The sequence below is a fragment of the Aequorivita marisscotiae genome, from assembly GCF_029814825.1.
GTDB classification, from domain to species: domain Bacteria; phylum Bacteroidota; class Bacteroidia; order Flavobacteriales; family Flavobacteriaceae; genus Aequorivita; species Aequorivita marisscotiae.
Genome location: NZ_CP122379.1, coordinates 3,398,356 through 3,423,781 on the forward strand (window position 1 = coordinate 3,398,356; position 25,426 = coordinate 3,423,781).

The window sequence follows — 25,426 nt, forward strand, 5'->3', positions numbered from 1 at the left end:
AAAAGAGGCAGCCTTTTCTTTTAAAGCTGCCTCTTTTTTTGTGATTTTTTATAGCCATTTATTTAAGCTATATTTTTAGGTCTACAAGCTATTCACAAAAGCCTACATAACATCCATGAGCTAAGTGTGCCCGAACAGCATTTTTGCTTATATAAATAGTATGCATGTTCTCGGGGTTTCCTGGCGGAATATGGCAAACATATTCTTTATGCCCAGCGTCGGTGTTACTTTCAGTAAAACTAATAGACATGCAACCTATTAGAAGTACTCCAAAAAATAAAGAAATTCGTTTCATAATACTGATAATTAATAAGTTAATACAACATAAAGATAGTAAAAATTTAGAACATAAAAAGATTCTTATTCTTTTTGGCACTACTATTGTATTTTAGCCCACTACAACCAAATCGAATTGATTATGAAAAACAGCTACCTCCTTTTATTTATTGCACTTTTCGCCCTTTCTTGCAACAGCGTAAAACGAACGCAAAAATTTGTATCGCAAGGTAATTACGATGAAGCAATTGCACTTGCCACTAAAAAACTTCAGAAAGATAAAGGCGCCAAGGAATACGATGCCCACATTCGTATTTTAGAAGAGGCATTTCTAAAAGCGAAAGAAGAAGACACTCGGCATCTCACTTTTTTAAAAAGAGAAAATAGCCTTGCCAACGCTAAAGAAATTTATTATACCTACTTAGATCTTCAGGCGCGACAGGATTTAATCAGGCCATTATTGCCGCTTTATAGCCTCGAAATGGGCAGAAAGGCAAATTTCGTTTTTACCGATTATACCAGTGATTTGTTGGCAGCCAAAGACGGTTATGTAAAAGCATTATATCAAGAAGCGCAAGTTTATTTAAAACGGAACACAACCATTGATTATCGCAGTGCATTTAACGTGCTATGCGAATTAGAAGAGGTTATGCCCAATTACCGCGATGTAAATCAATTAAAAGATGAAGCACATTTCCGTGGAACAAATTTCGTATTTGTACAGCTGAACAATCATACAAGACAAATAATACCATTTAGATTAGAGCAAGATTTATTGAACTTTAACACCTATGGTTTAGACGATTTTTGGACCGAATATCACGCACAGCGAGAAAATGGAATTGACTATGCCTTAGGTATCGACTTAAATTTTCAGACAATTCAAATTACACCTGAACGTATTTCTGATAGACAATTTACGAGGAAACAACGCATTAAGGACGGTTACGATTTCCGACGGGATCGTGGAGGAAATATTGTTCGCGACAGCCTTGGCAACCCTATTAAAATAGACAAGTATATAGATGTTTCGGCCACCGTTTATATTACAGCACAAGAAAAAGCAGTACTAGTGGGCGGAACAGTAGTTTATAAAGATTTAAATAAAAGAAGAGAACTGAATAGCTTTCCACTTTCTTCCGAATTTATTTTCGAAAATGTTTACGCCACCTTTCGTGGAGACGAACGCGCTTTAACAGCAGATGACCGACGACTGGTAAACAACCGCCCCATACCATTTCCCAACAACGAGCAAATGGTTTTTGATGCCGGTCAGGATATTAAGGAAAGATTTAAAGTTATTTTGCGGGACAATCCCATTTATTAGAAATACTATATAAATTTCTGTAAATGTTCGGCCTCAATAGAATGATGCGAATCGTGGTGAACTACCACCCCGTCTTTAATTACTATAATTTGCGGACTTTCGTGTTGTACTTTAAAACGCGCTGCAATCTCATTGGAAATAGCTCTATTTTGTAGCAGATCCAAAAAGTACAATTTTAATTGTTCATCGTTGAGACTATAATTTTTCTCAAACATTTTTAATACTGCTCTGCTTATTCCACAACGCGTAGAATGTTTAAAAATAGCCACGGGCACTGTTTTAGATTGTTCTACAATTTCATCCAATTGCTCCATTTTTCCTATAACGTGCCACGGTATTTCCACTATTTCCTCTTTCGCAATATCTCGTGGTGTTTTAAAAGCATCAAATAATCCCATGGTTTTTCTTTTTTACAAAGCTACTAGTTAAAACATTTCAATAGTCTAAAAGATATTATAAAATACGCGATGTTAAAGCAGTCATAATGTCTGTTAAATTGAAGCTTTTAGCCGACATTTTGTCTTAATTTTAATATGGCTTTGTATTTGTAATTTCACCACACACAATAACATATTAGCCCCAAAAGCAAACGTAACATCACATTAAAAACAAAACATTATATATATGAATTTCAATAATTTTACTATAAAAAGTCAGGAAGCCATCCAGCAAGCACAGCAAATTGCACAGGGTTTCGGACACCAACAGATAGAAAATGAACACATCCTCAAAGCTATTTTTGAGGTTGACGAAAACGTCGCACCTTTCATCTTAAAAAAACTGAATGTAAACCTTACGGTTTTAAAGCAGATTTTGGATAAGCAATTGGAAAGTTTCCCAAAAGTTTCGGGTGGCGATATTATGCTTTCGCGCGAAGCGAATAAAATGGTTATTGAAGCTTCCAACATCGCAAAAAAGATGGGGGACGAATATGTTTCCATTGAACATCTTTTATTGGCCATTTTAAATTCAAAAAGCGGAATTGCGCAAAGTTTAAAAGACCAAGGCGTGACCGAAAAAGGAATGAAAGCAGCTATACAGGAATTGCGCGGTGGTGAGAACGTTACTTCGCAAAGTGCTGAAGAAACATATAATTCTTTAAATAAATATGCCAAAAACCTCAATCAACTTGCACGCGATGGCAAACTAGACCCCGTAATTGGCCGCGATGAAGAAATAAGAAGAATACTTCAAATTCTGTCACGCCGAACTAAAAACAACCCCATGCTCGTGGGAGAGCCCGGCACTGGTAAAACCGCCATTGCCGAAGGATTGGCCCACAGAATTGTTGACGGCGACGTACCCGAAAACTTAAAAACCAAGGAAATTTATTCTCTAGATATGGGTGCCCTTATTGCCGGCGCAAAGTATAAAGGGGAATTTGAGGAACGACTCAAGGCCGTTATTAAGGAAGTAACTTCCAGTGATGGTGACATTGTATTGTTTATTGATGAAATTCACACCTTGGTTGGTGCTGGAGGCGGGCAAGGCGCAATGGATGCCGCCAATATTTTAAAACCCGCACTTGCGCGTGGAGAGCTTCGTGCCATTGGCGCAACTACTTTAGACGAATATCAAAAATATTTTGAAAAAGATAAAGCCTTGGAGCGTCGTTTCCAAAAAGTTGTTGTAGATGAGCCAGATACCGAAAGTGCCATTTCAATATTGAGGGGAATTAAAGAAAAGTATGAAACCCACCACAAAGTTAGAATTAAGGACGAAGCAATTATCGCTGCCGTAGAACTATCCGAACGTTATATTACCAACCGATTTCTTCCCGATAAAGCCATTGATTTAATGGACGAGGCTGCGAGTAAGTTACGGATGGAAATAAACTCCAAACCCGAAGAACTCGATGTTTTAGATAGAAAAATCATGCAGCTCGAAATTGAAATGGAAGCTATTAAGCGTGAAAAGGATGAAACAAAATTGAAGTCACTTCACGCAGATTTGGCAAATTTAAAAGAAGAGCGCAACGAATTAAATGCGAGGTGGCAAAGTGAAAAACAGGTTGTAGATAATGTTCAAAATCTAAAAACCGAAATTGAGGAATTAAAACTTGAAGCCGAACGAGCCGAACGCGATGGCGATTTTGGAAAAGTTGCCGAGCTTCGTTACGGAAAAATTAAAGATGCCCAAGCTGCATTGAGCAAATTGGAAACTCAACTTGCCGAAAACGACGAAAGCACTTCCATGATTAAAGAAGAAGTAACTCGCGAAGATATTGCCGAAGTGGTAGCTAAATGGACCGGGATTCCTGTTACTAAAATGCTACAAAGCGATCGTGAAAAGCTACTTACATTAGAAGATCAATTGCACAAACGCGTGGTTGGGCAACACGAAGCCATTATAGCAGTAAGTGATGCTATTCGCAGAAGTCGCGCAGGATTGCAAGACGAAAAAAAACCTATAGGAAGCTTTCTATTTCTCGGAACAACGGGCGTTGGTAAAACCGAATTGGCTAAGGCTTTGGCCGAATATTTATTTGACGACGAAAATGCTATGACTCGGATTGATATGAGCGAATACCAAGAACGGCACAGTATAAGCCGTTTGGTAGGTGCGCCTCCCGGATACGTAGGCTACGATGAAGGTGGACAATTAACCGAAGCCGTTCGCCGTAAACCGTATAGTGTAGTATTATTGGATGAAATTGAAAAAGCGCACCCCGATACGTTTAACATTCTGTTGCAAGTTTTAGATGAAGGTAGATTAACAGACAACAAAGGACGTTTAGCAGATTTTAAAAACACCATTATTATTATGACGAGTAATATGGGGAGCGATATAATTCAGCAGCGTTTTGAAACTGTTAAAGATCCAGACACCGCTATGGAAGGCGCCAAAATAGAAGTGCTTGCACTATTAAAACAAACTGTTCGCCCAGAGTTTTTAAATCGTATAGACGATATTATTATGTTTACGCCGCTTTCTAAAAAAGACATCCGCGAAATTGTGGAGCTTCAGTTAAAAGGTGTCTCTAAAATGTTGCTAAAACAAAACATTGTACTGGATGCTACCTCAGAAGCAATTTCATATCTTTCAGAAAAAGGATACGATCCGCAATTTGGAGCAAGACCCGTAAAAAGAGTAATTCAGCGTCAAGTACTTAATGAATTGAGTAAAGAAATACTCGCTGGAAAAATAACCACAGACAGTATTATTTTGCTGGATAGCTTTAATGACGAGTTGGTATTTAGAAACCAGGAAAATTTAGTTGAATAATTTAGTTTTTAAATAGTAAAATTGAAAAACCCCTAAGCATATGCTTGGGGGTTTTTTAATATAGGTTCTGGGAAGTGTTTTACTGAATAATAATTCGTTTTGTTACCGTACTTGCATCGGCGGTAACTTTTACTAAATACACTCCAGGCGCTAATTTAAGGTTTAAACTAATATTTTTATCTGTATAGTTATTCGCAAACACTTGCTGCCCGAGCGTATTAAATACCGCAACAGAAGAGTCCAACCTACTTGGCAAATTAATACTTATGTTACCGTTAGAAATTGTGGGGTAAACTTCAAAATTGAATACTTCACTCTCCGTAATGCCCAAGGTACATTCCATAACCGCCGGTTCAAAACCGGCTGGAAATGTAGCTTCAAAGGTCTCTACTCCAGATAATGGCCAAATATCTCTAACCACCAAGGTATTGTCTGGACCAATTAAGCAATACGTGGGATAGGCCGAAACGCCAAAGTTTGCATCTACATCAGGTCCGCCGCCTTCATTACTTACTGCCGGTGCATGGTTAAATGGTCCGCCGTGCTGTTGCTCGTATAATCGTACGCGATCGTCATCATCATATCCATTGTTAATAGACAGACAAAACACCAAACCTTCGTTACACCCATATTTATCAAAAAACTCATTGAAAATAGGAGCCGTTTGTTGACAGGGAACGCAATCTGCAAAAAAGAAGTCCAGCCAAACATATTTGCCCTGGGCAGTTATGGAATATAAGTTATGTTCCACGCCATCGATATCCGTAACGGTAAAATCATCAACAACGTCGCCTACACTGTAGTTGTTTACTTGGGCGTTTATTGTAAAACCAATAAATAATAGAAGAAATGTAATTTTTTTCATAATAAGTTATAATTAGTGGGTTTGTTGCCAATAAAAGTACAGATAAATTCAAAATAAAATTTATTATTACAAATAAAATCAGTATTGTCCGATTAAAAATCATGTTTTTCCCCTACGGGACATTTGTTTAGGTGCGATCTCTTGATCACCAATATTTTGCCCAGCTGGAGCAGTATGCCGTTAGACATTAAATATGGGTAAAAAAATAGATCCCCGTCAATTCCTAGTCCCGTAGGGACGACATATAATATGGGGTTTTCCAGAGTTAGTCATTACTTTTATCGGACAACAATGAAATAAAATTAAAAAACCCCTCAAAATTTCATTCATTGAAATTTTGAGGGGTTCGGCTTCAAATAAAGTGGTATTTAAAGTTTAGCTAGAAACTACCACTTGTCAATTTGGTCCTTCAACTCTTCTTTTGTCTTTCCGGTTTTTTCTTGAAGACGTCCAAGTAATTCGTCAGATTTTCCTTCGGCATACTTTAGGTCATCATCAGTAAGATCTGCATATTCTTGCTTAAACTTACCTTTTACTTGATTCCATTTTCCTTTAAACTGATCTTCATTCATAGCGTTTTGATTTAAGTTAAATTAATTTTTCTTTTTCGTACTATAAAATTACAACAGCTTCCTTCACATTAATAATAATGAATTATTAAAGATTAAAGCCTTTTAGTTATAACTTTGCCAATAATTCTTAAAAACTGTTATTTTAATAAGTAACTTATGAAACATATACTTTTATTACTAACACTTATGCCGTTATTCACTTTCTGTGGGCAACAAAAAGATAAAGACGATAACAGCACCAAAACCGAATCTACAAACCAAATAGATACCGAAAATTTTAGCGCTACTTACTATTTACTTCGCCATGCCGAAAAAGATCGTACAGACCCCACAAATCAGGATCCTGCGCTCAATATTGATGGAATGATGCGCGCCAAAAGATGGGCGTCGTACTTTGAACCCATTAAAATTGATGAAATTTACATAACCAAATATGTGCGTACCAAACAGACTATTTCGCTTATCGCACAGCAAAAGGCAATTTCGCCAATACGCTACGATCCCAATACTATATATTCCGAAGAATTTTTAAAACAAACAAACGGCAAAACCGTATTAATCGCTGGTCATAGCAATACAACGCCGCAACTGGTAAACAAGCTAATTGGTGAAGAAAAATATAAAGAGATGGACGACAGCGACAATGCAACACTGTTTAAGGTTACCATAGATGGGAATGATAAAAAAGTAGAAACAATTACGGTAGATTGATTTTTTTTTAATCTGAAATCTTTATTAATTCGTATTCATTCTCCAATAATCATTCTATTTTTGCACATATGGCAATTCAGAAAAACGTAAAAATTAAAAACCGAAAGGCACGATTTGAGTATGAAATTCTCGACACCTACACGGCTGGCATTGTGCTTCGAGGCACCGAAATAAAAGCAATTCGCGAAGGAAAAGCTTCTATTGCCGAAAGTTTTTGCGAATTTAGCAACGGCGAACTTTTTGTAATTAATATGACCGTGCAAGAGTACAGCCACGCCACACATTACAATCACTCTCCAAAAAGCGAACGCAAGCTTCTTTTAAATAGAAGTGAACTTAAAAAACTAGAAAAGGAAGTAAAAAATAGCGGACTTACAATTATTCCGTTGGTTCTTTTTACGAACAGTAAAGGCCTAGCAAAGATTGATATTGCATTAGCTCGAGGGAAAAAGCAATTTGATAAGCGCGAAGTAATAAAAGAACGTGATTCCAAAAGACAACTTAGCAGAATTAAAAAAGCTTTTAACAATTAACTAAAAAATACATCCCTCCTTTTGGCTTCATCTCATTGTTGATTGTAATGGCTCGCGAAAATAAATTCAGCCCATAAATAATTTTCATTTCCATAATTGAAATCATTTATTAGTATTTTGCATAGGTCAAAAAAAATAGTTCCACCAGACCCCGATTTATGCGCTTTAAACTCAGTATTCTTCTCTTTTTTATTTCAGCAAGTATTTCTGCCCAAATAGTTGGGAAAGTAACCAACTCCAAAGGCGAACCTCTGCCCTACGTTAACATTTATCTGCAAAACAGCTATATTGGCACCACAACGAACGACGACGGTAATTACACTTTAAATGTTTCAAAAAAAGCGGAATACGTAATCGTTTTTCAATTTTTGGGATATAAAACTTTAAGCAAGAATATTACTCCCACTTCGTTTCCGCATATTCTAAATATTAAACTCGAAGAAGAATCTACCAGTCTTGAGGAGGTAATTTTAAACACTGCAGAAGATCCCGCATACCGCATTATTCGTAATACTATTGCACAACAAAAGGAAAATTTAGCAAGATTAAGCGCGTACACAGCTCACTTTTATTCGCGTGGATTGTGGAAAGTTAAAGACGTACCCAAAAAAATAATGGGACAAGAAATAGGCGATTTTAACGGCATGTTAGATTCTACCCGAACTGGTATTATTTATCTTTCGGAAACTATTTCAGAAATTGCTTACCAAAAACCTAATAAATTCACCGAAGAAATAATTGCCAGTAAAGTAAGCGGCAACGATAACGGTTTCAGCTTTAACAGTGCTCAAAGCGCTAATATTTCGTTTTATGAAAATACGGCGGAACTCAATGCTGCATTGGTCTCGCCTATTGCTACCAACGCCTTAAATTATTATAACTATAAACTAGACGGTGTTTTTTACGATGGGCCAAAACTCATTAATAAAATAAAGATAATTCCAAAACGACCCAACGATAGGGTTTGGACAGGTTTTATTTATATAGCTGAAGACGATTGGCAATTGTACGGAACTGCACTTTCCGCTACCGGGGCTGCAATTCAGGTGCCATTTGTAAATAACTTATTGGTAAAACAGAATTATAAGTACGATACAAAAAATGATTTTTGGATCAAGATTTCACAAACTATCGATTTTGGTTTCGGGCTTTTAGGGATGAAAGGAGAGGGCGGGTTTATAGCTGTTTACAGCAATTACAACTTTACACCGAAGTTCAACAAAAACACCTTTACTAATGAAGTGCTTTCATTTAAGCCCGAAGCTAATAAAAAAGACAGTATTTTTTGGAGAGATAGTCGTCCTGTACCACTAACGGATGAGGAATTAAAAGACTACATTAAAAAAGACAGCCTTCAGACATTACAGCATTCAAAACCGTACTTGGATTCAATAGACGCAAAACGCAACAAGCTAAAAGTTCTTAGTTTGCTTATGGGGTACACCTATAAAAATTCCTTTGAAAAATGGGCCGTTGACTACGAAGCGCCCCTAACCAAAATTAATTTTAATACCGTTCAAGGCTGGAATAGCAAAGCTGGGCTAACCTATAGCAAGTGGTATGATGACGCTCGCACAAACACATTTTCTGGCGCCGTACACGGAAACTACGGAATTGCCGAAGACAGGTTTCGGTTTACGGTGCATATGGTTCGCAATTTTAATTGGAAAGACAAATTGCGGCTTTCACTATCTGGCGGAAGCAAAGTGAATCAGTTTAATGGTTCAGAACCTATTTCGCCGTTTATAAATACTATTTCCACATTGTTTTTTGAACGAAATTATATGAAGTTGTACGAACGTAATTACGGGCAAATTGGTTACAGCCAGGAAGTAATTAATGGTCTTCATCTGTATGCTGCCGCAGGGTATGAAAATCGCAAACCACTTTTTAATAATTCTGATTATGTTACCATTCCGTTTGAGAATATAAGCTATACCAGTAATAATCCGTTAGCCCCGAACGATTATAGCAATGCTGCCATTAAGGAGCACAACATTGTAAAAAGCAAGTTACGGTTGCAAATTAATTTTGCTCAGAAATATTATTCAAATCCAGATATGAAATTTAATATCGGCGATAGCCCATTTCCGGAGTTAAATATTTCAATTGAAAATGGAACAGCAATAACAGAATCTAACTACGATTACACACAAATTGAAGCGAGTTTAAATCAATCGCTAACTCTGGGAAACAAAGGGCAATTTGCTTACAATTTAAAGAGCGGCACTTTTGCGAATGGCGACGCAATTTCGTTTGTAGATTTTAAACATTTTAACGGAAACCAAACAAGAGTGGGCACTTCGGCTAATTATACCCAAATGTTTAACTTGATGCCTTATTATATGTTTAGCACCAATAAAAGCTATTTTGAAGGACATTTAGAGCACGATTTTCGAGGTTGGATTTTAGGCAAAATCCCTGGGATTAATAAATTAAACTTCAATTTGGTAGCTGGTGCACATTTTTTAAGTACCGAAGAACGTAAACCGTATTCCGAATTCTCAGTGGGAATAGACAATCTAGGCATTGGTAAATTTAGACTGCTTCGGGTAGATTACGTTCGTTCCTACTACAATAATGAGAGTCGCGGTGCCTTTATTTTTGGACTGAAGTTTTTCGATATTTTTGAACCCTAAAAATTAAAACATTGTTTAAACATATAATGATTGTACTTTACAATTTCGGCGAGATAAATACAAACAGCTATGGCTATTCCTTTTCCAGTTATTATTACAGAACGTTTAAATCTTCGGAAAATAGTGCCTGCAGATTTTGAAAGGGTACATTTTTTCAGAACCGATAAAGCAATTAATAAATTTATAAAAAGAGCAGCGCAAACAAACCAAATGACCATTGCGCATATTGAAAAAATTACTGCCGATTTACGACAAAACAAATCTATTACCTGGGGAATTACAACAAAGAAATCGGACATTTTAATTGGCTCAATATGTTTGTGGAATTTTTCAGAAGATAAAAAAACCGCCGAAGTTGGATACGTCCTCGATCCAAAATTTCAGGGCCAGGGAATTATGAGCGAAGCATTAAAAGCAGTTTTAAATTTTGGGTTTAGCCAAGGCGGTTTCCAAATCATTGAAGCCTTTACAGATTATAGGAATATTCCGTCAAAAAGCCTACTAAAACAGCATGGATTTATTCCAAGCACAACACGTAAAGATATTCATAACCAAGACAATGTGGTGTTTTACTTAAACCGTTAGTTTTTATCTTCCAAAAGCGGAACAAATCTAAACTCTCCGTATTCTTCCTTCTCAAATTCGGTATCGGATTTACGGGTAAACACCGTCATAATTTGCACATTTTCGCCAACGGGAATAACCAATTTTCCACCAACTTTTAATTGTGCCAACAATGCATTTGGAACAAAAGGCGCGCCTGCAGTTACAATAATCCCATCAAAAGGAGCTTCTTCTTCAAGGCCAATATAGCCGTCGCCAAAAATCATACGTTTGGGTTTGTATCCGAGCTTCGGAAGAAAAAGTTTTGTTTTTTTAAATAGTTCATTTTGTCTTTCAATTGTAAATAGTACTGCTCCCATCTCTAAAAGTACCGATGCTTGGTAACCACTTCCCGTTCCAATCTCAAGAATCTTATCGCCCTTTTTAACTTCTAAAAGTTCGGTTTGCCGGGCAACGGTATAGGGTTGCGAAATAGTTTGATCTGCTGCAATCGGAAAAGCTTTGTCAACATAAGCGTGTCCCACGAAACCGGAATCCATAAAGAGATGCCGCGGAATTTTACCAATGGCCTGCAACACGTTTTTATCGGCAATACCTTTCTGTTTAAGCGTTTCAACCAATTTTTTTCGCATTCCTTGATGGGTAAATGTATCTTTCACTTTATTTCAGATTTTAGAAATTATACGCTAAACAATCAATCTTACAAAGTAACCAAATTTGGAGATGAAGCTACACGTTTCGCATAATAATTTCGAATTTATAGTTTAAGTGATAAATTTATAAAAACACAGAAAGGCTGCACGGTAAATTTCTCGAGGCTCTTACCCCCATAAACCTCCTAAAGGTTTAAACTTTCCCTCTAAAACACTTACATTTGTGAAAAATCACACGCCAATGCTAAAAGCAGGAGTTCTGGGTGCTGGTCACCTTGGAAAAATACATTTAAAATTGCTGCAACAATCTACTAAATACGAACTTGTAGGTTTCTACGATGCCAGCAAAGAGGCTTCAGAAAAAATAGAATCTGAATTTGGCTACAAGAGTTTTCCATCTATGGAAAGCCTTATAGATGCAAGCGAAATGGTAGTTGTAGTTACTCCTACCAGTAAACATTTTGAATGTGCTAAAATGGTAATTAATGCCGGCAAGCATCTTTTTATTGAAAAACCAATTACCCAAACCGTAACGCAAGCTGAAGAAATTCGCGATTTGGCAAAGCTTAAAAAAGTTCGCGGACAAGTGGGGCAGGTTGAGCGTTTTAACCCTGCATTCCAGGCAATTAAAGATAAAATTCACAACCCAATGTTTATTGAAACCCACAGGCTGTCGGAATTTAATCCACGCGGGACCGATGTTTCAGTAGTTTTAGATTTAATGATCCACGACATTGACGCTATTTTAAGTGTAGTAAAAAGCCCTGTAAAAGCGGTGAGTGCCAGTGGGGTTTCGGTTATTAGCGAAACACCGGATATTGCTAATGCCAGAATAGAATTTGAAAACGGTTGCGTAGCTAATTTAACGGCTAGCCGTATTTCGCTAAAAAGCATGCGCAAAGCACGCTTTTTTCAGCGCGATGCTTATATATCTGTAGATTTTCTTGAGAAAAAATGTGAAGTGGTAAAAATGAAAAACGCACCCGAAAAGCTGGATGATTTTGCCATGGTACTTACCAATGCCGAAGGCGTAAAAAAACAAATTTATTTTGAAAATCCAAAGATTGAAGCCAACAACGCAATTCTTGACGAGCTTGAAAGTTTTTACGAAGCAATTAAAGCAGACCGCACCCCCGAAGTATCTCTTAAACAAGGTACCGAAGCCCTGCGGGTTGCGATGTTGATAATTGAAAATTTTAAAAAAATATAGCACCTATTTCCTAAAAGGCAAATTAGAAACAAAAAAATAATCTGAGAACGGATAAAAGTTCTAAAATCTAAAATATAATATTTAAATAATGAAGAATATAGCAGTAATAGGCGCAGGAACCATGGGCAACGGAATAGCCCACACCTTCGCACAATTTGATTACAAAGTAAATTTAATTGATCTTTCTGAAACCTCGCTGGAGAAAGGAATGGCAACTGTTACCAAAAATCTGGATAGAATGGTGGCAAAGGAAAAAATTTCGGAAGCAGATAAAACGCGCACTCTAGGCAATATTTCAACATTTACAAAATTAGAAGAAGGCGTAAAAGGTGCCAACTTGATTGTAGAAGCGGCAACCGAGAACTTAGATTTAAAACTGAAAATTTTTAGGGATTTAGATAAATTTTGTCCTGCCGAAACAATTCTGGCCAGCAACACTTCATCTATTTCCATTACGCAGATTGCTTCCGCCACCTCTCGACCTGAGAAGGTAATCGGAATGCATTTTATGAATCCTGTGCCCATTATGAAATTAGTTGAAATTATTAAAGGGTACAGTACTTCTGAAGAAACGTTTAAAACCGTTGAAGAACTTTCAAAAAAATTAAGCAAAGTACCGGTAGAGGTTAACGATTATCCAGGCTTTGTAGCCAATAGAATTTTAATGCCAATGATTAACGAAGCTGTTGAAACACTTTATAACGGCGTGGCAGGCGTTAAAGAAATAGACACCGTTATGATGCTAGGCATGGCACACCCGATGGGTCCCTTAGCGCTAGCCGATTTTATTGGACTCGATGTATGTTTATCTATATTGAATGTAATGTACGATGGATTTAAAAACCCAAAGTATGCCCCGTGTCCGTTATTAGTAAATATGGTTATGGCAGGCAAACTGGGAGCAAAAAGCGGTGAAGGATTTTACGATTACAGCCAAAACCGAAAGGCAGAAACTATTTCCTCACAATTTAAAAAGTAATATTTTTTATTGCTTAACGCAGTAAGAATATAAATTATCAATTAAAATTTGGCAAAAATAATTCCTTTTAAAGCCGTCCGGCCTACGCGAGACAAAGTGAGTTTACTAGCAGCACGTTCGTACGAAAGTTACACGGCAATGCAGGTAGAATCGCGCTTGCGAGATAATCCGTTTTCGTTTTTGCACATTGTAAATCCAGGGTACAAATACCAAAAAGAGATTTCTGGCGAAGAACGTTACGGGTTGGTGCGCAATCGCTATCAAGAATTTAAGGAGGACGGAATATTTATGCAGGACGAAAAGCCTTCGTTTTACATTTATAAAATCGTTAATCGAGATGGCCGAAAATTTCACGGCATCGTGGCAGCTGCAAGCGTGCAAGATTACGAGGACGATGTTATTAAAAAACACGAAGATACGTTGGAGTTTCGAGAAGTGATTTTTAAGGAATATTTAAAAACAGTTGGTTTTAATGCAGAAGCAGTACTCCTAACCTATCCCGATAATGACAAATTAGGGGCAATTATTTCCGAAATAATGCAAACCCGGCCGGAGTACGAATTTACCACAACTTATAGAGACACCCACTATTTATGGAATGTTGATGAAAGTGCATTGTTGGAAAAAATTCAAAAAATATATGCAGAAATGCCAGCTTTATATATTGCGGACGGTCATCACCGCTCCGCCTCTTCCTATTTGTTAGCTAAGGACTTAAAGGTAGAAAACCCGCAGCATACGGGAGATGAGCCCTATAATTACTTTATGAGTTTCCTGATTCCCGAGAGCGATCTAAAAATTTATGAATTCAACCGTTTAATAAAAGACCTAAACGGTATGACCAAAGAAGAGTTTTTAATTAAACTGGATGAATATTTCAGAATTGAAAATCGCGGAATGGATTACTATAAACCTTCTAAACTGCATCATTTCAGTATGTATTTAGACGGCGAATTTTATTCATTGTACCTTCGTAAAACGAAATACCAAATAAACAATGCCCTCGATGCTTTAGACACGCATATTTTGTATGTTACAATTTTAAAGCCACTTTTAGGCATTGAAGATTTAAGAAACGATCAACGAATAGAATACGCACACGGCAAAAAAGACTTGGCGTATGTAAAAACAGTAGTAGATTCTGGCACATTTGCAGTTGGTTTTGGCTTGGTGCCCGTCACCACCGCAGAGTTGCGACAAATTGCTGATGAAGGTTTAAAAATGCCTCCCAAAAGTACGTATATTGAACCCAAACTTCGAAGTGGTGTTACGGTTTATGAGTTTTAATAAATGGATTAAAGGAAAAGAGAGAACACAATGACGATTTCAGAAAATTTAAAACATTTTAATTCCAAATTACCTACAAATGTTACCCTTGTGGCGGTTACTAAAACCAAGCCCGTTAGCGATTTAATGGAAGCTTATAATGCTGGGCACCGTGTTTTTGGTGAAAACAAAGTACAGGAAATGGAGCAGAAATGGCAAGAAATGCCAAAAGATATTCAATGGCACATGATTGGCCATGTGCAACGTAACAAGGTAAAATATATGGCACCGTTTGTGAGTTTAATTCACGCGGTAGATAGTGACAAACTTTTAAAGGAAATAAATAAAGAAGCTGGAAAAAACGATCGTATTATTAACTGCTTACTTCAAATAAAAATAGCAGAAGAAGAAAGTAAATTTGGCATGAGCGAAGAAGATGCTACAAATCTTCTCGATTCCGAGGAGATTAAAAACCTAAAAAATGTAAGTATTGTAGGGCTCATGGGGATGGCAACCTTTACAGATAATGAGCAGCAGATTTCGGAAGAATTTAAAAAATTAAAAAATACTTTTGATCACTTCAAAGAGAAATACAATCAATTTACCATTCTTAGTATGGGCATGAGCGGGGACTATAAAATTGCCATAACTAATGGCAGTACCATGATTCGCGTGGGCAGCGCCATTTTTGGAGAACGCAATTATTAATAGTCAGTAATTAAAATTAAAACCATAAATTTAATACGTGTACGCAATTTTAGACATAGAAACGACGGGAGGAAAATACAATGAGGAGGGAATCACCGAAATTGCAATATACAGGTTTGACGGCCATCAAATCGTCGATCAGTTTTCAAGTCTTATCAATCCTGAGATACCCATACAGCCCTTTGTTGTAAACCTTACCGGCATTAATAATGAAATGCTTCGGAATGCGCCAAAATTCTACGAAATAGCAAAGCGCGTTATCGAAATTACCGAAGACTGCGTAGTGGTAGCGCATAATGCACTTTTTGACAAACGAATTCTTACAACCGAATTTGACCGATTGGGATATCAATTTGAAAAGAAAACACTATGTACGGTAGAACTTTCAAAAAAATTGATTCCAGATATGCCATCGTATAGTTTGGGAAAATTAGTACGCGCATTGGGCATTCCTTTAAGCGACCGCCATCGCGCACAAGGCGATGCTAAGGCAACCGTAGCACTTTTTAAAATGTTGTTGGACAAAGACAAGTCTAAAGAAATAATTACCGAAACCCTTCGTAAAGACACCAAAAAACAGCTAGAGCCAAAGCTCTTAGATATAATTAAAGACACGCCTTCTGAAACTGGCGTATATTATATGCGCAATGAGGCCGGCAAGATTATATACATCGGGAAAAGTAAAAATATTAAGAAACGCCTAACACAACATTTCACAAGTGACAACAGAAAATCTAAAAAAATTCAGTTGGAAGTAAAGTCTGTTTCATATGAAAAAACAGGAAACGAACTTATTGCTCTATTAAAGGAATGCGAAGAAATAAAACACAACAAACCTTTGTACAACAGAGCATTGCGACATACTACATTTACGCATCAGCTTACATCGTTTGTAGATGAAAAAGGCTATATAAATCTAAAAATTGAAAAGGCAGATAATCGTAAAAAAGCCATAACTACCTTCGGCAATTATCAACAGGCCAAAACGGCACTGTTTAAAATAACTGAAGAATATCAACTTTGTGAAAAACTTACTGGACTAAACCATACAGAAAAACAATGTTTTAATTACACTATTCAAGAATGCTTTGGAGCATGTGTAAATAATGAGGCAGTTGCTGAATATAACAGCCGCGTAAATTCTTTTTTGGAAAAATGTAGTTACGAAAACCAAAACATGTTAATAATAGATCGCGGAAGGGAAATTGAGGAACGATCGGTAATTTTAATTGAAAACGGTGTTTATAAAGGATACGGTTTTTATAATTTGAACCATCAAATAAACAATCCTGAAATATTAAAATCTATCATAAATCCAATGCAAAACAATCGGGATGTACAGCATATTATCCAAAGTTATTTACGAAGGAAAAAAGTACTTAAAACGGTTAAGCTTACCGCCAATACTGTGAATTAAATTAAAGTTCCCTATTTTTAGTCTTTCAAATAATATAAATTGAAACCAAGCAATAAAAAATCCTGGCGCTATAAAATTCATGAGATAATCTATGAGGCAGATACGCCCATGGGGAAGCTTTTTGATATTATTCTACTTATATTAATATTACTTAGCGTAATAATTGTTATGCTAGAGAGCGTACGTTCTATAGATTTAGAATATCACAAATTGTTTTATGTTATTGAATGGATTATAACCATCTTTTTTACCATTGAATATATAGCTCGAATTATCACTGTAAAGAAACCAAAAAACTACATTTTCAGTTTCTACGGTATTATTGATTTGTTGTCAACCATTCCATTATACCTGTCTTTTATTTTAGTGGGAAGCAACTATTTGCTTACAGTGCGGGCCATGCGGTTGTTGCGCGTTTTTAGAATATTAAAAATAGCACGGTATATAGGTGAAGGCAATAAACTGAAAAAAGCACTTTTAGAAAGCCGAGCAAAAATATTTATATTCATTTTTGCCGTACTTATTGTCGCTATTATTGCAGGCACGCTTATGTATTTAATTGAAGGAGAAGAAAGTGGTTTTAAGAGTATCCCGGTTAGTGTATATTGGTGCATCGTTACCCTTACCACGGTAGGTTTTGGCGATATTGCCCCCGTTACACCTGCGGGTCAGTTTTTGGCAACCATAATTATGATTCTAGGTTATGGAGTTATAGCTGTACCCACGGGAATTATTAGTGCCCAATATGTAAGAAAAGAGAGAGACGATTTTGTTCACGTAAACACTCAGTCTTGTAGAAATTGCGGCGCATCTAAACATAGAGATGATGCAAAATTCTGTCATAAATGTGGCTATGAATTGCATTCAGAAACTAACCCCATAGCGTAATGCGTTCCAAAAAACCATTGCTTATTTGCGTTGTGGGCGCTACCGCCATCGGTAAAACTTCATTAGCTGTAAAACTTGCAAAGGCTTTTTCTACCGAAATAATCTCGGCAGATTCAAGACAATTTTTTAAAGAAACACACATTGGAACCGCTGTTCCCAGCGAGGACGAATTAAATGCGGCACCCCACCATTTTATTCAAACTAAAAGTATTTTAGAAGACTATTCGGTGGGCGATTTTGAAAAAGATGCCATTGCTTTGTTAACTACACTTTTTAAAAAGCACAACATTGTTATAATGGTAGGCGGTTCCGGACTTTATGTAGATGCAGTGGTAAAAGGATTAGACAATTTTCCGAAAGTAGAATCAGGCATACGCGACAAGTTAAATACCGAACTGATGGAAAGCGGAATTGAAGTACTTCAAAATGAATTAAAAAAGGCAGATCCTCATTATTTTGAAAAAGTTGATATTCAAAATCCACACAGATTGGTACGGGCGCTGGAAATATATCGAGGTACGGGAAAACCGTATTCGTCTTTCTTAAATAATAAAACCGTACATAGAAATTTTGAAACACTTTTTGTCGGCTTAACGGCAGACAGGGAAACCATCTATAGTCGAATTAATTTGCGGGTAAACAAGATGGTAGAGGCCGGCTTGGTTAAGGAAGCAAAAGCGTTACTACCTCACAGAAAAAGAAACGCGTTGCAAACGGTAGGCTATCGGGAGCTTTTTGAATATTTTGATGGAAACTTTACCTTGGAAGAAGCTATTGCTGAAATTAAAAAAAACACCAGAAGATTTGCAAAACGCCAAAATACGTGGTTTAAAAAAAATGATGCCATTCACTGGTTTGATTATAAAACCAGCGCTAAAATAATTGTAAAGTATATAAAAGAAAAAAACGCCCACTAGGAGGCGTTTTTTTACACATATCTTAATTTACACTACTAGTTGTCTACTTCGCTTTTAACAACCAATCGGAAACCTTCACCGTGAATATTGATTATTTCTACCCCATCATCTTTACTAAGATATTTTCTGAGTTTAGCAATGTAAACGTCCATACTTCTTGAGGTAAAGTAGTTATCATCTCTCCAAATCTTGGTTAGCGCCAATTCACGTGGCATTAAATCATTTTTATGAAGTGCCAATAAACGCAACAATTCGTTTTCTTTTGGCGATAATTTGATAGGGGTTTCTTTATTGTAGGTTAAGAAACGTAGCTTAGAATTTAAGTGGAAATTACCAATCTCAAATTCAAATTGCTTGCTATCTGCAATAGAATCTGTTGCCTTTCTTTGAATAATAGCTTTTATTTTCATCAACAATACTTCGCTATCAAAAGGCTTGTTTAAATAATCGTCTGCACCTACTTTATAGCCTTTTAGCACATCTTCCTTCATAGCTTTCGCTGTAAGGAAAATAATAGGTACGTCTTCATTTTTTTCACGTATTTCCTTAGCCAATGTAAACCCATCTTTGTAAGGCATCATAACGTCTAATATGCAGAGATCGAAATCGTCTTTTTTAAATTTTTCAAAACCTTCCATTCCGTTTTTTGCGTGTGTAACGTTATAATCGTTCATCGCTAGATAGTCTTTAAGAACTGTTCCGAAATTGGGATCGTCTTCTACTAAGAGTATTTTTTTGTTTTCTGTTTCCATAATTTTAAGATATTAAGATATTAGGTGTAGTTTTAATATAAAGGTGCTGCCTTTTCCTTTTTCACTTTCAACAAATATTTCGGCGTCGTGATCGTCTAAAATTCGTTTAACATATGCTAGACCGAGTCCGTGCCCTTTAACGTTGTGTATATCGCCCGTGTGTTCACGGTAAAACTTTTCAAATATTTTTTTCTGAACCCCTTTGCTCATTCCCATGCCTTGGTCGCGAATCTTTAAGATAACACTATTTTTAACGTTTTCTGAATAGATATCTATTTTTGGTTGCTCTTCAGAATATTTAATTGCGTTGTCCAATATATTTACTATTACATTTGTTAAATGCGACTCGTTTGCCAGTACCGTAGACTTAAGCGCTCCATAATGTGTGTTTATATAACCGCCTTTATCTTCAACTATTAGGCTTACGTGCGAGATTGAATCTTCGACCAAATCTTGTAAATCTACACGCTCTTTTGGTAGATCCAGCTCATTTTTTTCAAGTTTTGAAATTCGAAGTACATTTTCTACTTGTGCATTCATTCTTCTATTTTCATCTCGAATCATTCCCAAATATCGGTTCAAAAACTCTTTGTTATCCTTTACTTTCGGGTTTTTAAGGGAATCTAACGCTAAATTAATAGTCGCGATTGGCGTTTTAAATTCGTGCGTCATATTATTGATAAAATCACTCTTAATCTGAGAAATCTGACGCTGCTTATATATCTGCGAAATCGCGCTAGAATAGGCCAATATTATCACTGCCGTAAATACCAGTGAGAGGATGGCCATTCCTAAAATACTATTAATTACTAATTTCTCCTTTTCTGAAAAATTTACATAAAGCTCATAATTGCTTTTATTTTCATTTACGAACAGGGGAACGATATAGGTATTATCAGGATTGAACTTAAAATTTTTTGAACGTACTTTTGTTTCAAGGTTATTATTAAAAATAGCAAACTCAAATTTAGATTTTAACCCACGCTCCTTTAGCTCTTTTGAAATTAGTTTCGAAATCTCTTCTTCCTTAACCCGCTTGTATATAGGAACCATTGATGTTACATTACTAACAAAATCTTCAAATTGTTTGCGTTCGTAATCTTTTAATCTAGAAAACGACTCCACTCTCGTTTGGGTTGTGGTGGTTCCGTCTATTCCTTCAGTTATTTTTGTCTTTGTTTTTCTGCTGGTAAGTTTTCTAAATTGAATGCTATCCATTTCAGAATCAAAAAATCCAGAAGAAAGTTTGTAATCCTGTTCTAAAATTCCATCGGTAAAAATAAAAGTTTCATTTGTTGCCTTATTTTGAATTCGATAGGCTAACTCTGTAAAACTTTGGCTGTCGGGCACCTGTATGCTATCTACATACGCACTGTAAACTTGATAATACGCTTCGTTTTCTCGTAACTGAATTTCCCTTGCCACTGACAAAATCACCTGCTTGGAATTTATAGTAAACTGTTCCGCTTTTGTTTTATAAGCGTTTGATATCCAATATCCCTGAACAAATACTATTCCCAATAATGAGAGGCTCATGAGCGCTATAAGCAATACGAATAGCTTTTTGTTCATACCCCAAAAGTAAGATTTTAACATTTAGCCACTTGGTAGTTTAACCAAATGTTAACAAAAGAAATACAGCTATAACAACGCCTTACAACAGAAGCGTTTTATGGATTTCAGAAACGCGCTTTTTAGTTGCTTCAATAGTGGTATTTTCGATAATAATATCGGCCAATTTTAGCTTTTCTTTATCGCTCCATTGGTTATTAATGCGTTGCTCTATTGCTTCTTTCGAAGTTTTATCGCGTGCCATAACACGCGCTATTCTAATGGCTTTTGGCGCCGTAACAAGTATTGTAAGGTCGCAGTGTTTATAACCGCCGTTTTCAAAAAGGATAGCGGCTTCCTTTATTACATATGGAGCATTTTGTTTAGTAGTCCATTTTTTAAAATGCATGGCCACTCGTGGATGTATAATTTTGTTAACCGCTTGTAATAAGTTTGTATCGTTAAAGATTTTATCTGCGACGTAGGTGCGATTTAAACCTGCGTCTGTGTAGGCATTTTCACCTAAAAGAGCAATTAATTCCCTACGGATTATCTTGGAAGAATTGGTAAGTTTTTTAGCTTCAACATCGGCAATATATATAGGTACGCCTAGTTTAGAAAACATTTTTGCCACGGTAGTCTTGCCACTTCCTATCCCTCCGGTAAGACCAATAATTTTCATTGTGTAATATTTACGTTGTAATCGTTAAATTATTTAAAAATAAAGAAATCGATTTTTTTTGGCTCAAAAACAACGTTCAAAATACCCGGTGGCATTTTTTCTAAAGTAGGCAACATAAAATTGTCGTCTTTGTTTCTCTTGGCGTAATCGCATATAACCCTAAAATTTTCTTTAGAAATTTTGGTGAATTCGCTCACCGGCACATCGTACGATACGGTAACGGAGGGCGATATTAATTTTATTTCCATTTCTGGCGGAAGATTAATTACCTCTATGGGAAGGGTAAATTGTCCTTGGGAGTATTCCGCTACTTTTAAATTAATGGTTACGGTGTTGGGTTTAATTGAAACAATTTCGGAATTAGGGGAAACTAAACTTATAGATTTCGAAATACTTTTTTCTATTCCATTCAATGAAACTTCTTCGGTTCTAATTGAATTTATTTTTTTTAATGTACCCGAAGGACCCGAAATGGTTACAGAATCCGGACTTATTTTTATACTGTCCCTAGGTTTAAATCCGTCTTTAAAAGAAAGTTTTGTACTTGGAACTACTTTTACTTTTTTGAGCACAATTGGGTCCAAAACAACCTTTAATTCCTCTACCGATAAATTTTTGATACCTAAGTTTCTATTAAAATTAGAGGAAACCATTCGCGACAATTCATTTTTACTAATGGTGAAATGGTCTTTTTCATTGTCGTAAAATTCACTTACTTGTACATCAATTCTCGGTTTTTTAAATTTATAGAATAAAATTTCGAAACCATTTGCCGTTAAATCAAACATAATGGTGTGCAAGTTTTTTTCAGATAATGCCGTGGTTTCTGGTATATTTTCATAATTAATTTTGGCTTCCATTGTAGTAGTAAACTCTCTACTAAATTTGGTTAAAATCCAGAAAATAGCAGCAATTAGCAGAAAGAATAAAAAGCGTTTTATCTTTAAATTCTTATTCTTCTTAAAAATTCCTTTTGTCATACTATTTTTATTGGCCATCAATAAATTTACTTAAAAAATAAAAAAGGAAATTGTTCCTGTGGATCTTTCTTTAAAATGTTTATTAAAAAATTCGATTTTAAAAATGCAATCCCGTACCCGAAAAATTGAACAAAAACTGCTCGCAAGGTAAGAATACCAATATAGGCACTTCGATTTTTGAGGCTTGAGTCTATAAATATTAAAATTAAATACAAAAGAATTGGCAGTAAAAACCAAGGCGTTATAAGTATTGAAAGCAAGACGGAAAACAAGACAAACAATACAAATAAGGTTGGAAACCAGAATGTTATTTTAGCTGCATCCGGATGCCATTTATTTAATATAGGGCGAACCAATCCAAATTTTTTCACTTGCAAATAAAACTTACTCCAAGAAATCCGCCGTTTGTGATATACATAAGCCTCGGGTAAAAACGTAGTATCAAATCCTGTTTTTAAGATACGTTGCGAAAGATCTGGATCCTCACCTGGGTGTATTTTTGAATATCCCCCAGTTTTTAAAAATGCTTGTTTTGAAATGCCCATATTAAAACTTCGGGGTTCAAATTTATTTACACTTTTTATATTACCCCGAATCCCGCCAGTTGTAAGAAACGAAGTCATTGTATAATTAATTGCTTTCTGCAATGCAGTAAAACTTTTGTGTGCCGCATCTGCTCCGCCAAAACAATGGAAATAGTTTTCGTGAAGAAAGGTATCAACAGTTTTTAGATAATGCGGCGGCAATATACAATCTGAATCTAAAATTATAAAGTAGTTGCCTTTTGCGTGTTCCATTCCATAATTTCGAGAATCGCCCGGACCAGAATTCGGTTTAAAAAAGTATGAAATTGAAAGCTTCTTAGAAAATTGTGTCACAACCTCTTTTGATGTTTCGGTAGAACCGTCTTCCACGATTACAATTTCGAACTCTTTTTTAAAATCTAAGGCAACAAAACTCTCTAAAAGTTCCTTAACTTCCTGAGGACGGTTATATACTGGGATTATAAAAGAATAGCTTATTTGCATCGCGCTAAGTTAATGAAATAAAAAAAGCCACCCACTTTCGTGGATGGCCTTTATATAAGAATTGTGAAAAATTAGTTTTTCAAAATCTTGTATGTTCCAGTCTGGCCGTTTACGGTAACCTTTAATACGTAGGCACCAGTAGTAATTCCAGAAAGGTTAATATCTGAAGTAGTAGCACCAACTTCGGAACGCAATACTTCCTGTCCTAATAGGTTGTAGATAGAAACCGCTTCAATGTTACTTGCCGCTTTTAATGAAAGTACATCGGTAACTGGGTTTGGATAGTAAGAGAATCCTGCAAGTGCGTTATCGCTAACTCCTAAAGGATTACAGTTTCCTTCCCAGATGTAAACACCGTCCATTAATGGATCTGGAATGCCCCATGCTGCATCAAACTGAGCACTAGGATTACCTACCATAGTAGAAGAGGTAACTACCCAGAATACACTACCAGTTGCACCACCATCGGTAACCGAAAGTTCAACCCAGTAAGTAGTAGGTGATCCTGCCTGACCTGCAAAGGTAAATGGTGTAACGGTCAATTCAATCTCGTTAACGTCAAAACCAAAGTTGTTACCAATAACCGTTTGGTTGTCTATCGTAGCTGAAGCCTGAGAACCAATAAGGTTTCCTGGAAGACCAGCAGCATCGTCGTAATAGTTTACATCTACGTTGGTAATACCACCGTTTGCAAAGATACTTGCTGTAATGTTGGTTAGTTCAAAATCTTCGCCTGCGGCAACAGTTACGTCGTTAGCGGTCATAAATGCAGATGCAGAAGAGCAGTTAAAGCCATTTTCGAAAGTACCGTCGTTAGGATTCTCCTCTTGGCAAGCGCCACCGCCACCACCAATTGGGTCACAATCACCTTCCCAAATATAAACACCATCCATTAGTGGATCTGGAATTCCCCAAGCAGCATCAAATTGAGCACTAGGGTTTCCTTCCATAGTTGAAGAAGTAACTACCCAGAATACACTACCAGTTGCACCACCATCGGTAACTGAAAGTTCAATCCAGTATGTAGAAGAAGAACCAGCTTGTCCGTTAAAAACAAATGGAGTTACGCTCATTTCAACCTCGTTAACATCAAAACCAAAGTTATTTCCAATAACTGTTTGGTTGTCGATTGTAGCTGAAGCCTGAGAACCAATAAGGGCTCCTGGAAGACCAGCTGCATCGTCATAATAGTTAACATCTACATTAGTAATTCCACCGTTGGCAAAAATACTGGCAGTAATATTTGTTAACGTAAAGTTTTCGTCAGCAGCAACTGTAATATCGTTAGCGGTCATAAAAGCAGACGCAGACGAGCAGTTAAAGCCATTCTCGAAGGTACCATCGTTTGGGTTTTCCTCAGTACAGGCTGCTAAATAAGTTGGATTGTTGTTTCCCAACAAAGCAATATCTGTAACCGGTGCCGCATTGTTCGGCATGATTGTAGTTTGGTTTACTTCGGTGCGTTGTTGCTCAAAAATAACTGGATTGTCATTGCCGAGCATTTTTACTTGTTCCTGGCTAAAACCGATAGCAGCAACAAATAAGAACATCATAATTGTAATTTTCTTCATAATATTTAATGATTTAAGTTAATTAGCTATAAAGATATTTAAATATTCTTCCCCTCCAAAATTTTCTATTAATAATGATTGATTAAAAGATAGCTTAGGTAATACTCGATAA

The 25,426-nt window shown here is 36.4% G+C and carries 23 protein-coding genes; 13 read left to right on the forward strand and 10 right to left on the reverse strand.

Features of this window, described 5'->3' with window-relative positions; genetic code table 11:
- Positions 1 to 418: 418 nt before the first annotated feature.
- Positions 419 to 1,603, forward strand: a complete 1,185-nt coding sequence (locus QCQ61_RS15280) for a tetratricopeptide repeat protein (protein WP_279448586.1) — start codon at positions 419 to 421, stop codon at positions 1,601 to 1,603.
- A 5-nt stretch (positions 1,604 to 1,608) separates the two neighbouring features.
- On the opposite strand, the gene ytxJ is transcribed toward QCQ61_RS15280, so the two are convergent.
- Positions 1,609 to 2,001 carry a bacillithiol system redox-active protein YtxJ gene (gene ytxJ / locus QCQ61_RS15285; protein ID WP_279448588.1) on the reverse strand — a complete coding sequence of 131 codons (393 nt, stop codon included), beginning with the start codon at positions 1,999 to 2,001 and terminating at the stop codon, positions 1,609 to 1,611.
- A 226-nt stretch (positions 2,002 to 2,227) separates the two neighbouring features.
- Between ytxJ and clpB the strand changes: the two genes are divergently transcribed.
- Positions 2,228 to 4,828, forward strand: coding sequence for an ATP-dependent chaperone ClpB (gene clpB, locus QCQ61_RS15290; protein WP_279448590.1), 2,601 nt, complete (start codon positions 2,228 to 2,230; stop codon positions 4,826 to 4,828).
- A gap of 79 nt (positions 4,829 to 4,907) precedes the next feature.
- On the opposite strand, the gene QCQ61_RS15295 is transcribed toward clpB, so the two are convergent.
- The gene (locus QCQ61_RS15295; protein WP_279448592.1) at positions 4,908 to 5,693 is read right to left on the reverse strand and encodes a T9SS type A sorting domain-containing protein; all 786 of its coding nucleotides are present in this window, start codon (positions 5,691 to 5,693) and stop codon (positions 4,908 to 4,910) included.
- A gap of 386 nt (positions 5,694 to 6,079) precedes the next feature.
- Positions 6,080 to 6,265 (reverse strand): CsbD family protein, encoded by a 186-nt coding sequence (locus QCQ61_RS15300; RefSeq protein WP_279448593.1) that lies wholly within the window; start codon positions 6,263 to 6,265, stop codon positions 6,080 to 6,082.
- A gap of 156 nt (positions 6,266 to 6,421) precedes the next feature.
- On the opposite strand from QCQ61_RS15300, the gene QCQ61_RS15305 reads away from it, so the two are divergent.
- The 4 genes from QCQ61_RS15305 (at position 6,422) to QCQ61_RS15320 (ending at position 10,733) form a co-directional block, all read left to right on the forward strand.
- Positions 6,422 to 6,976: a SixA phosphatase family protein gene (locus QCQ61_RS15305; protein ID WP_279448595.1), complete on the forward strand. Its 555-nt coding sequence runs from the start codon at positions 6,422 to 6,424 to the stop codon at positions 6,974 to 6,976.
- 68 nt (positions 6,977 to 7,044) lie between these two features.
- Positions 7,045 to 7,509 carry an SsrA-binding protein SmpB gene (gene smpB / locus QCQ61_RS15310; RefSeq protein ID WP_279448597.1) on the forward strand — a complete coding sequence of 155 codons (465 nt, stop codon included), beginning with the start codon at positions 7,045 to 7,047 and terminating at the stop codon, positions 7,507 to 7,509.
- 158 nt (positions 7,510 to 7,667) lie between these two features.
- The gene (locus QCQ61_RS15315; protein ID WP_279448599.1) at positions 7,668 to 10,148 is read left to right on the forward strand and encodes a DUF5686 and carboxypeptidase regulatory-like domain-containing protein; all 2,481 of its coding nucleotides are present in this window, start codon (positions 7,668 to 7,670) and stop codon (positions 10,146 to 10,148) included.
- A 69-nt stretch (positions 10,149 to 10,217) separates the two neighbouring features.
- Positions 10,218 to 10,733, forward strand: a complete 516-nt coding sequence (locus QCQ61_RS15320) for a GNAT family N-acetyltransferase (protein WP_279448601.1) — start codon at positions 10,218 to 10,220, stop codon at positions 10,731 to 10,733.
- On the opposite strand, the gene QCQ61_RS15325 is transcribed toward QCQ61_RS15320, so the two are convergent.
- The gene (locus tag QCQ61_RS15325; protein ID WP_279448603.1) at positions 10,730 to 11,371 is read right to left on the reverse strand and encodes a protein-L-isoaspartate(D-aspartate) O-methyltransferase; all 642 of its coding nucleotides are present in this window, start codon (positions 11,369 to 11,371) and stop codon (positions 10,730 to 10,732) included. The genes QCQ61_RS15320 and QCQ61_RS15325 overlap by 4 nt on opposite strands.
- A 235-nt stretch (positions 11,372 to 11,606) precedes the next feature.
- Here QCQ61_RS15325 and QCQ61_RS15330 point away from each other — a divergent pair, with 235 nt between their 5' ends.
- The 7 genes from QCQ61_RS15330 to miaA all read left to right on the forward strand — a co-directional run bounded on the left by QCQ61_RS15330 (position 11,607) and on the right by miaA (position 18,750).
- A complete protein-coding gene (locus tag QCQ61_RS15330; RefSeq protein WP_279450277.1) occupies positions 11,607 to 12,575 on the forward strand; it encodes a Gfo/Idh/MocA family protein in 969 nt (322 codons plus the stop codon).
- A gap of 88 nt (positions 12,576 to 12,663) precedes the next feature.
- On the forward strand, positions 12,664 to 13,554 hold the full coding sequence (locus QCQ61_RS15335) for a 3-hydroxybutyryl-CoA dehydrogenase (RefSeq protein ID WP_279448605.1): 891 nt from the start codon (positions 12,664 to 12,666) through the stop codon (positions 13,552 to 13,554).
- Between the two features lie 48 nt (positions 13,555 to 13,602).
- Positions 13,603 to 14,841 carry a DUF1015 domain-containing protein gene (locus QCQ61_RS15340; protein ID WP_279448607.1) on the forward strand — a complete coding sequence of 413 codons (1,239 nt, stop codon included), beginning with the start codon at positions 13,603 to 13,605 and terminating at the stop codon, positions 14,839 to 14,841.
- A 30-nt stretch (positions 14,842 to 14,871) separates the two neighbouring features.
- Entirely contained in the window at positions 14,872 to 15,528 is a 657-nt protein-coding gene (locus QCQ61_RS15345) for a YggS family pyridoxal phosphate-dependent enzyme (protein WP_279448609.1), read from the forward strand.
- Between the two features lie 37 nt (positions 15,529 to 15,565).
- Positions 15,566 to 16,945, forward strand: a complete 1,380-nt coding sequence (locus QCQ61_RS15350; protein WP_279448611.1) for an exonuclease domain-containing protein — start codon at positions 15,566 to 15,568, stop codon at positions 16,943 to 16,945.
- 39 nt (positions 16,946 to 16,984) lie between these two features.
- Positions 16,985 to 17,833 (forward strand): ion transporter, encoded by an 849-nt coding sequence (locus QCQ61_RS15355; protein ID WP_279448612.1) that lies wholly within the window; start codon positions 16,985 to 16,987, stop codon positions 17,831 to 17,833.
- Complete coding sequence (gene miaA, locus QCQ61_RS15360) at positions 17,833 to 18,750, forward strand: tRNA (adenosine(37)-N6)-dimethylallyltransferase MiaA (RefSeq protein WP_279448614.1); 918 nt, start codon at positions 17,833 to 17,835, stop codon at positions 18,748 to 18,750. The genes QCQ61_RS15355 and miaA overlap by 1 nt, the downstream gene beginning before the upstream one ends.
- Positions 18,751 to 18,785: 35 nt before the next feature.
- Here miaA and QCQ61_RS15365 read toward each other — a convergent pair whose 3' ends face one another.
- The 6 genes from QCQ61_RS15365 to QCQ61_RS15390 all read right to left on the reverse strand — a co-directional run bounded on the left by QCQ61_RS15365 (position 18,786) and on the right by QCQ61_RS15390 (position 25,314).
- On the reverse strand, positions 18,786 to 19,502 hold the full coding sequence (locus tag QCQ61_RS15365) for a response regulator transcription factor (protein WP_279448616.1): 717 nt from the start codon (positions 19,500 to 19,502) through the stop codon (positions 18,786 to 18,788).
- A gap of 12 nt (positions 19,503 to 19,514) precedes the next feature.
- Positions 19,515 to 21,074 (reverse strand): sensor histidine kinase, encoded by a 1,560-nt coding sequence (locus tag QCQ61_RS15370; protein ID WP_279448617.1) that lies wholly within the window; start codon positions 21,072 to 21,074, stop codon positions 19,515 to 19,517.
- Positions 21,075 to 21,156: 82 nt separating this feature from the next.
- Positions 21,157 to 21,735 (reverse strand): dephospho-CoA kinase, encoded by a 579-nt coding sequence (gene coaE, locus QCQ61_RS15375; protein WP_279448619.1) that lies wholly within the window; start codon positions 21,733 to 21,735, stop codon positions 21,157 to 21,159.
- A gap of 29 nt (positions 21,736 to 21,764) precedes the next feature.
- Entirely contained in the window at positions 21,765 to 22,715 is a 951-nt protein-coding gene (locus tag QCQ61_RS15380) for a CdaR family protein (protein WP_279448621.1), read from the reverse strand.
- 26 nt (positions 22,716 to 22,741) lie between these two features.
- A complete protein-coding gene (locus QCQ61_RS15385; RefSeq protein ID WP_279448623.1) occupies positions 22,742 to 23,743 on the reverse strand; it encodes a glycosyltransferase family 2 protein in 1,002 nt (333 codons plus the stop codon).
- Positions 23,744 to 23,814: 71 nt separating this feature from the next.
- Entirely contained in the window at positions 23,815 to 25,314 is a 1,500-nt protein-coding gene (locus QCQ61_RS15390) for a T9SS type A sorting domain-containing protein (protein ID WP_279448625.1), read from the reverse strand.
- Positions 25,315 to 25,426 lie beyond the last annotated feature (112 nt).

Coding starts and splice junctions, on each gene's coding strand:
- QCQ61_RS15280 (WP_279448586.1), top strand. CDS start 419: ATGAAAAACAGCTACCTCCTTTTATTTATTGCACTTTTCGCCCTTTCT.
- ytxJ (WP_279448588.1), bottom strand. CDS start 2,001: ATGGGATTATTTGATGCTTTTAAAACACCACGAGATATTGCGAAAGAG.
- clpB (WP_279448590.1), top strand. CDS start 2,228: ATGAATTTCAATAATTTTACTATAAAAAGTCAGGAAGCCATCCAGCAA.
- QCQ61_RS15295 (WP_279448592.1), bottom strand. CDS start 5,693: ATGAAAAAAATTACATTTCTTCTATTATTTATTGGTTTTACAATAAAC.
- QCQ61_RS15300 (WP_279448593.1), bottom strand. CDS start 6,265: ATGAATGAAGATCAGTTTAAAGGAAAATGGAATCAAGTAAAAGGTAAG.
- QCQ61_RS15305 (WP_279448595.1), top strand. CDS start 6,422: ATGAAACATATACTTTTATTACTAACACTTATGCCGTTATTCACTTTC.
- smpB (WP_279448597.1), top strand. CDS start 7,045: ATGGCAATTCAGAAAAACGTAAAAATTAAAAACCGAAAGGCACGATTT.
- QCQ61_RS15315 (WP_279448599.1), top strand. CDS start 7,668: ATGCGCTTTAAACTCAGTATTCTTCTCTTTTTTATTTCAGCAAGTATT.
- QCQ61_RS15320 (WP_279448601.1), top strand. CDS start 10,218: ATGGCTATTCCTTTTCCAGTTATTATTACAGAACGTTTAAATCTTCGG.
- QCQ61_RS15330 (WP_279450277.1), top strand. CDS start 11,607: ATGCTAAAAGCAGGAGTTCTGGGTGCTGGTCACCTTGGAAAAATACAT.
- QCQ61_RS15335 (WP_279448605.1), top strand. CDS start 12,664: ATGAAGAATATAGCAGTAATAGGCGCAGGAACCATGGGCAACGGAATA.
- QCQ61_RS15345 (WP_279448609.1), top strand. CDS start 14,872: ATGACGATTTCAGAAAATTTAAAACATTTTAATTCCAAATTACCTACA.
- miaA (WP_279448614.1), top strand. CDS start 17,833: ATGCGTTCCAAAAAACCATTGCTTATTTGCGTTGTGGGCGCTACCGCC.
- QCQ61_RS15365 (WP_279448616.1), bottom strand. CDS start 19,502: ATGGAAACAGAAAACAAAAAAATACTCTTAGTAGAAGACGATCCCAAT.
- QCQ61_RS15370 (WP_279448617.1), bottom strand. CDS start 21,074: ATGAACAAAAAGCTATTCGTATTGCTTATAGCGCTCATGAGCCTCTCA.
- coaE (WP_279448619.1), bottom strand. CDS start 21,735: ATGAAAATTATTGGTCTTACCGGAGGGATAGGAAGTGGCAAGACTACC.
- QCQ61_RS15380 (WP_279448621.1), bottom strand. CDS start 22,715: ATGACAAAAGGAATTTTTAAGAAGAATAAGAATTTAAAGATAAAACGC.
- QCQ61_RS15385 (WP_279448623.1), bottom strand. CDS start 23,743: ATGCAAATAAGCTATTCTTTTATAATCCCAGTATATAACCGTCCTCAG.
- QCQ61_RS15390 (WP_279448625.1), bottom strand. CDS start 25,314: ATGAAGAAAATTACAATTATGATGTTCTTATTTGTTGCTGCTATCGGT.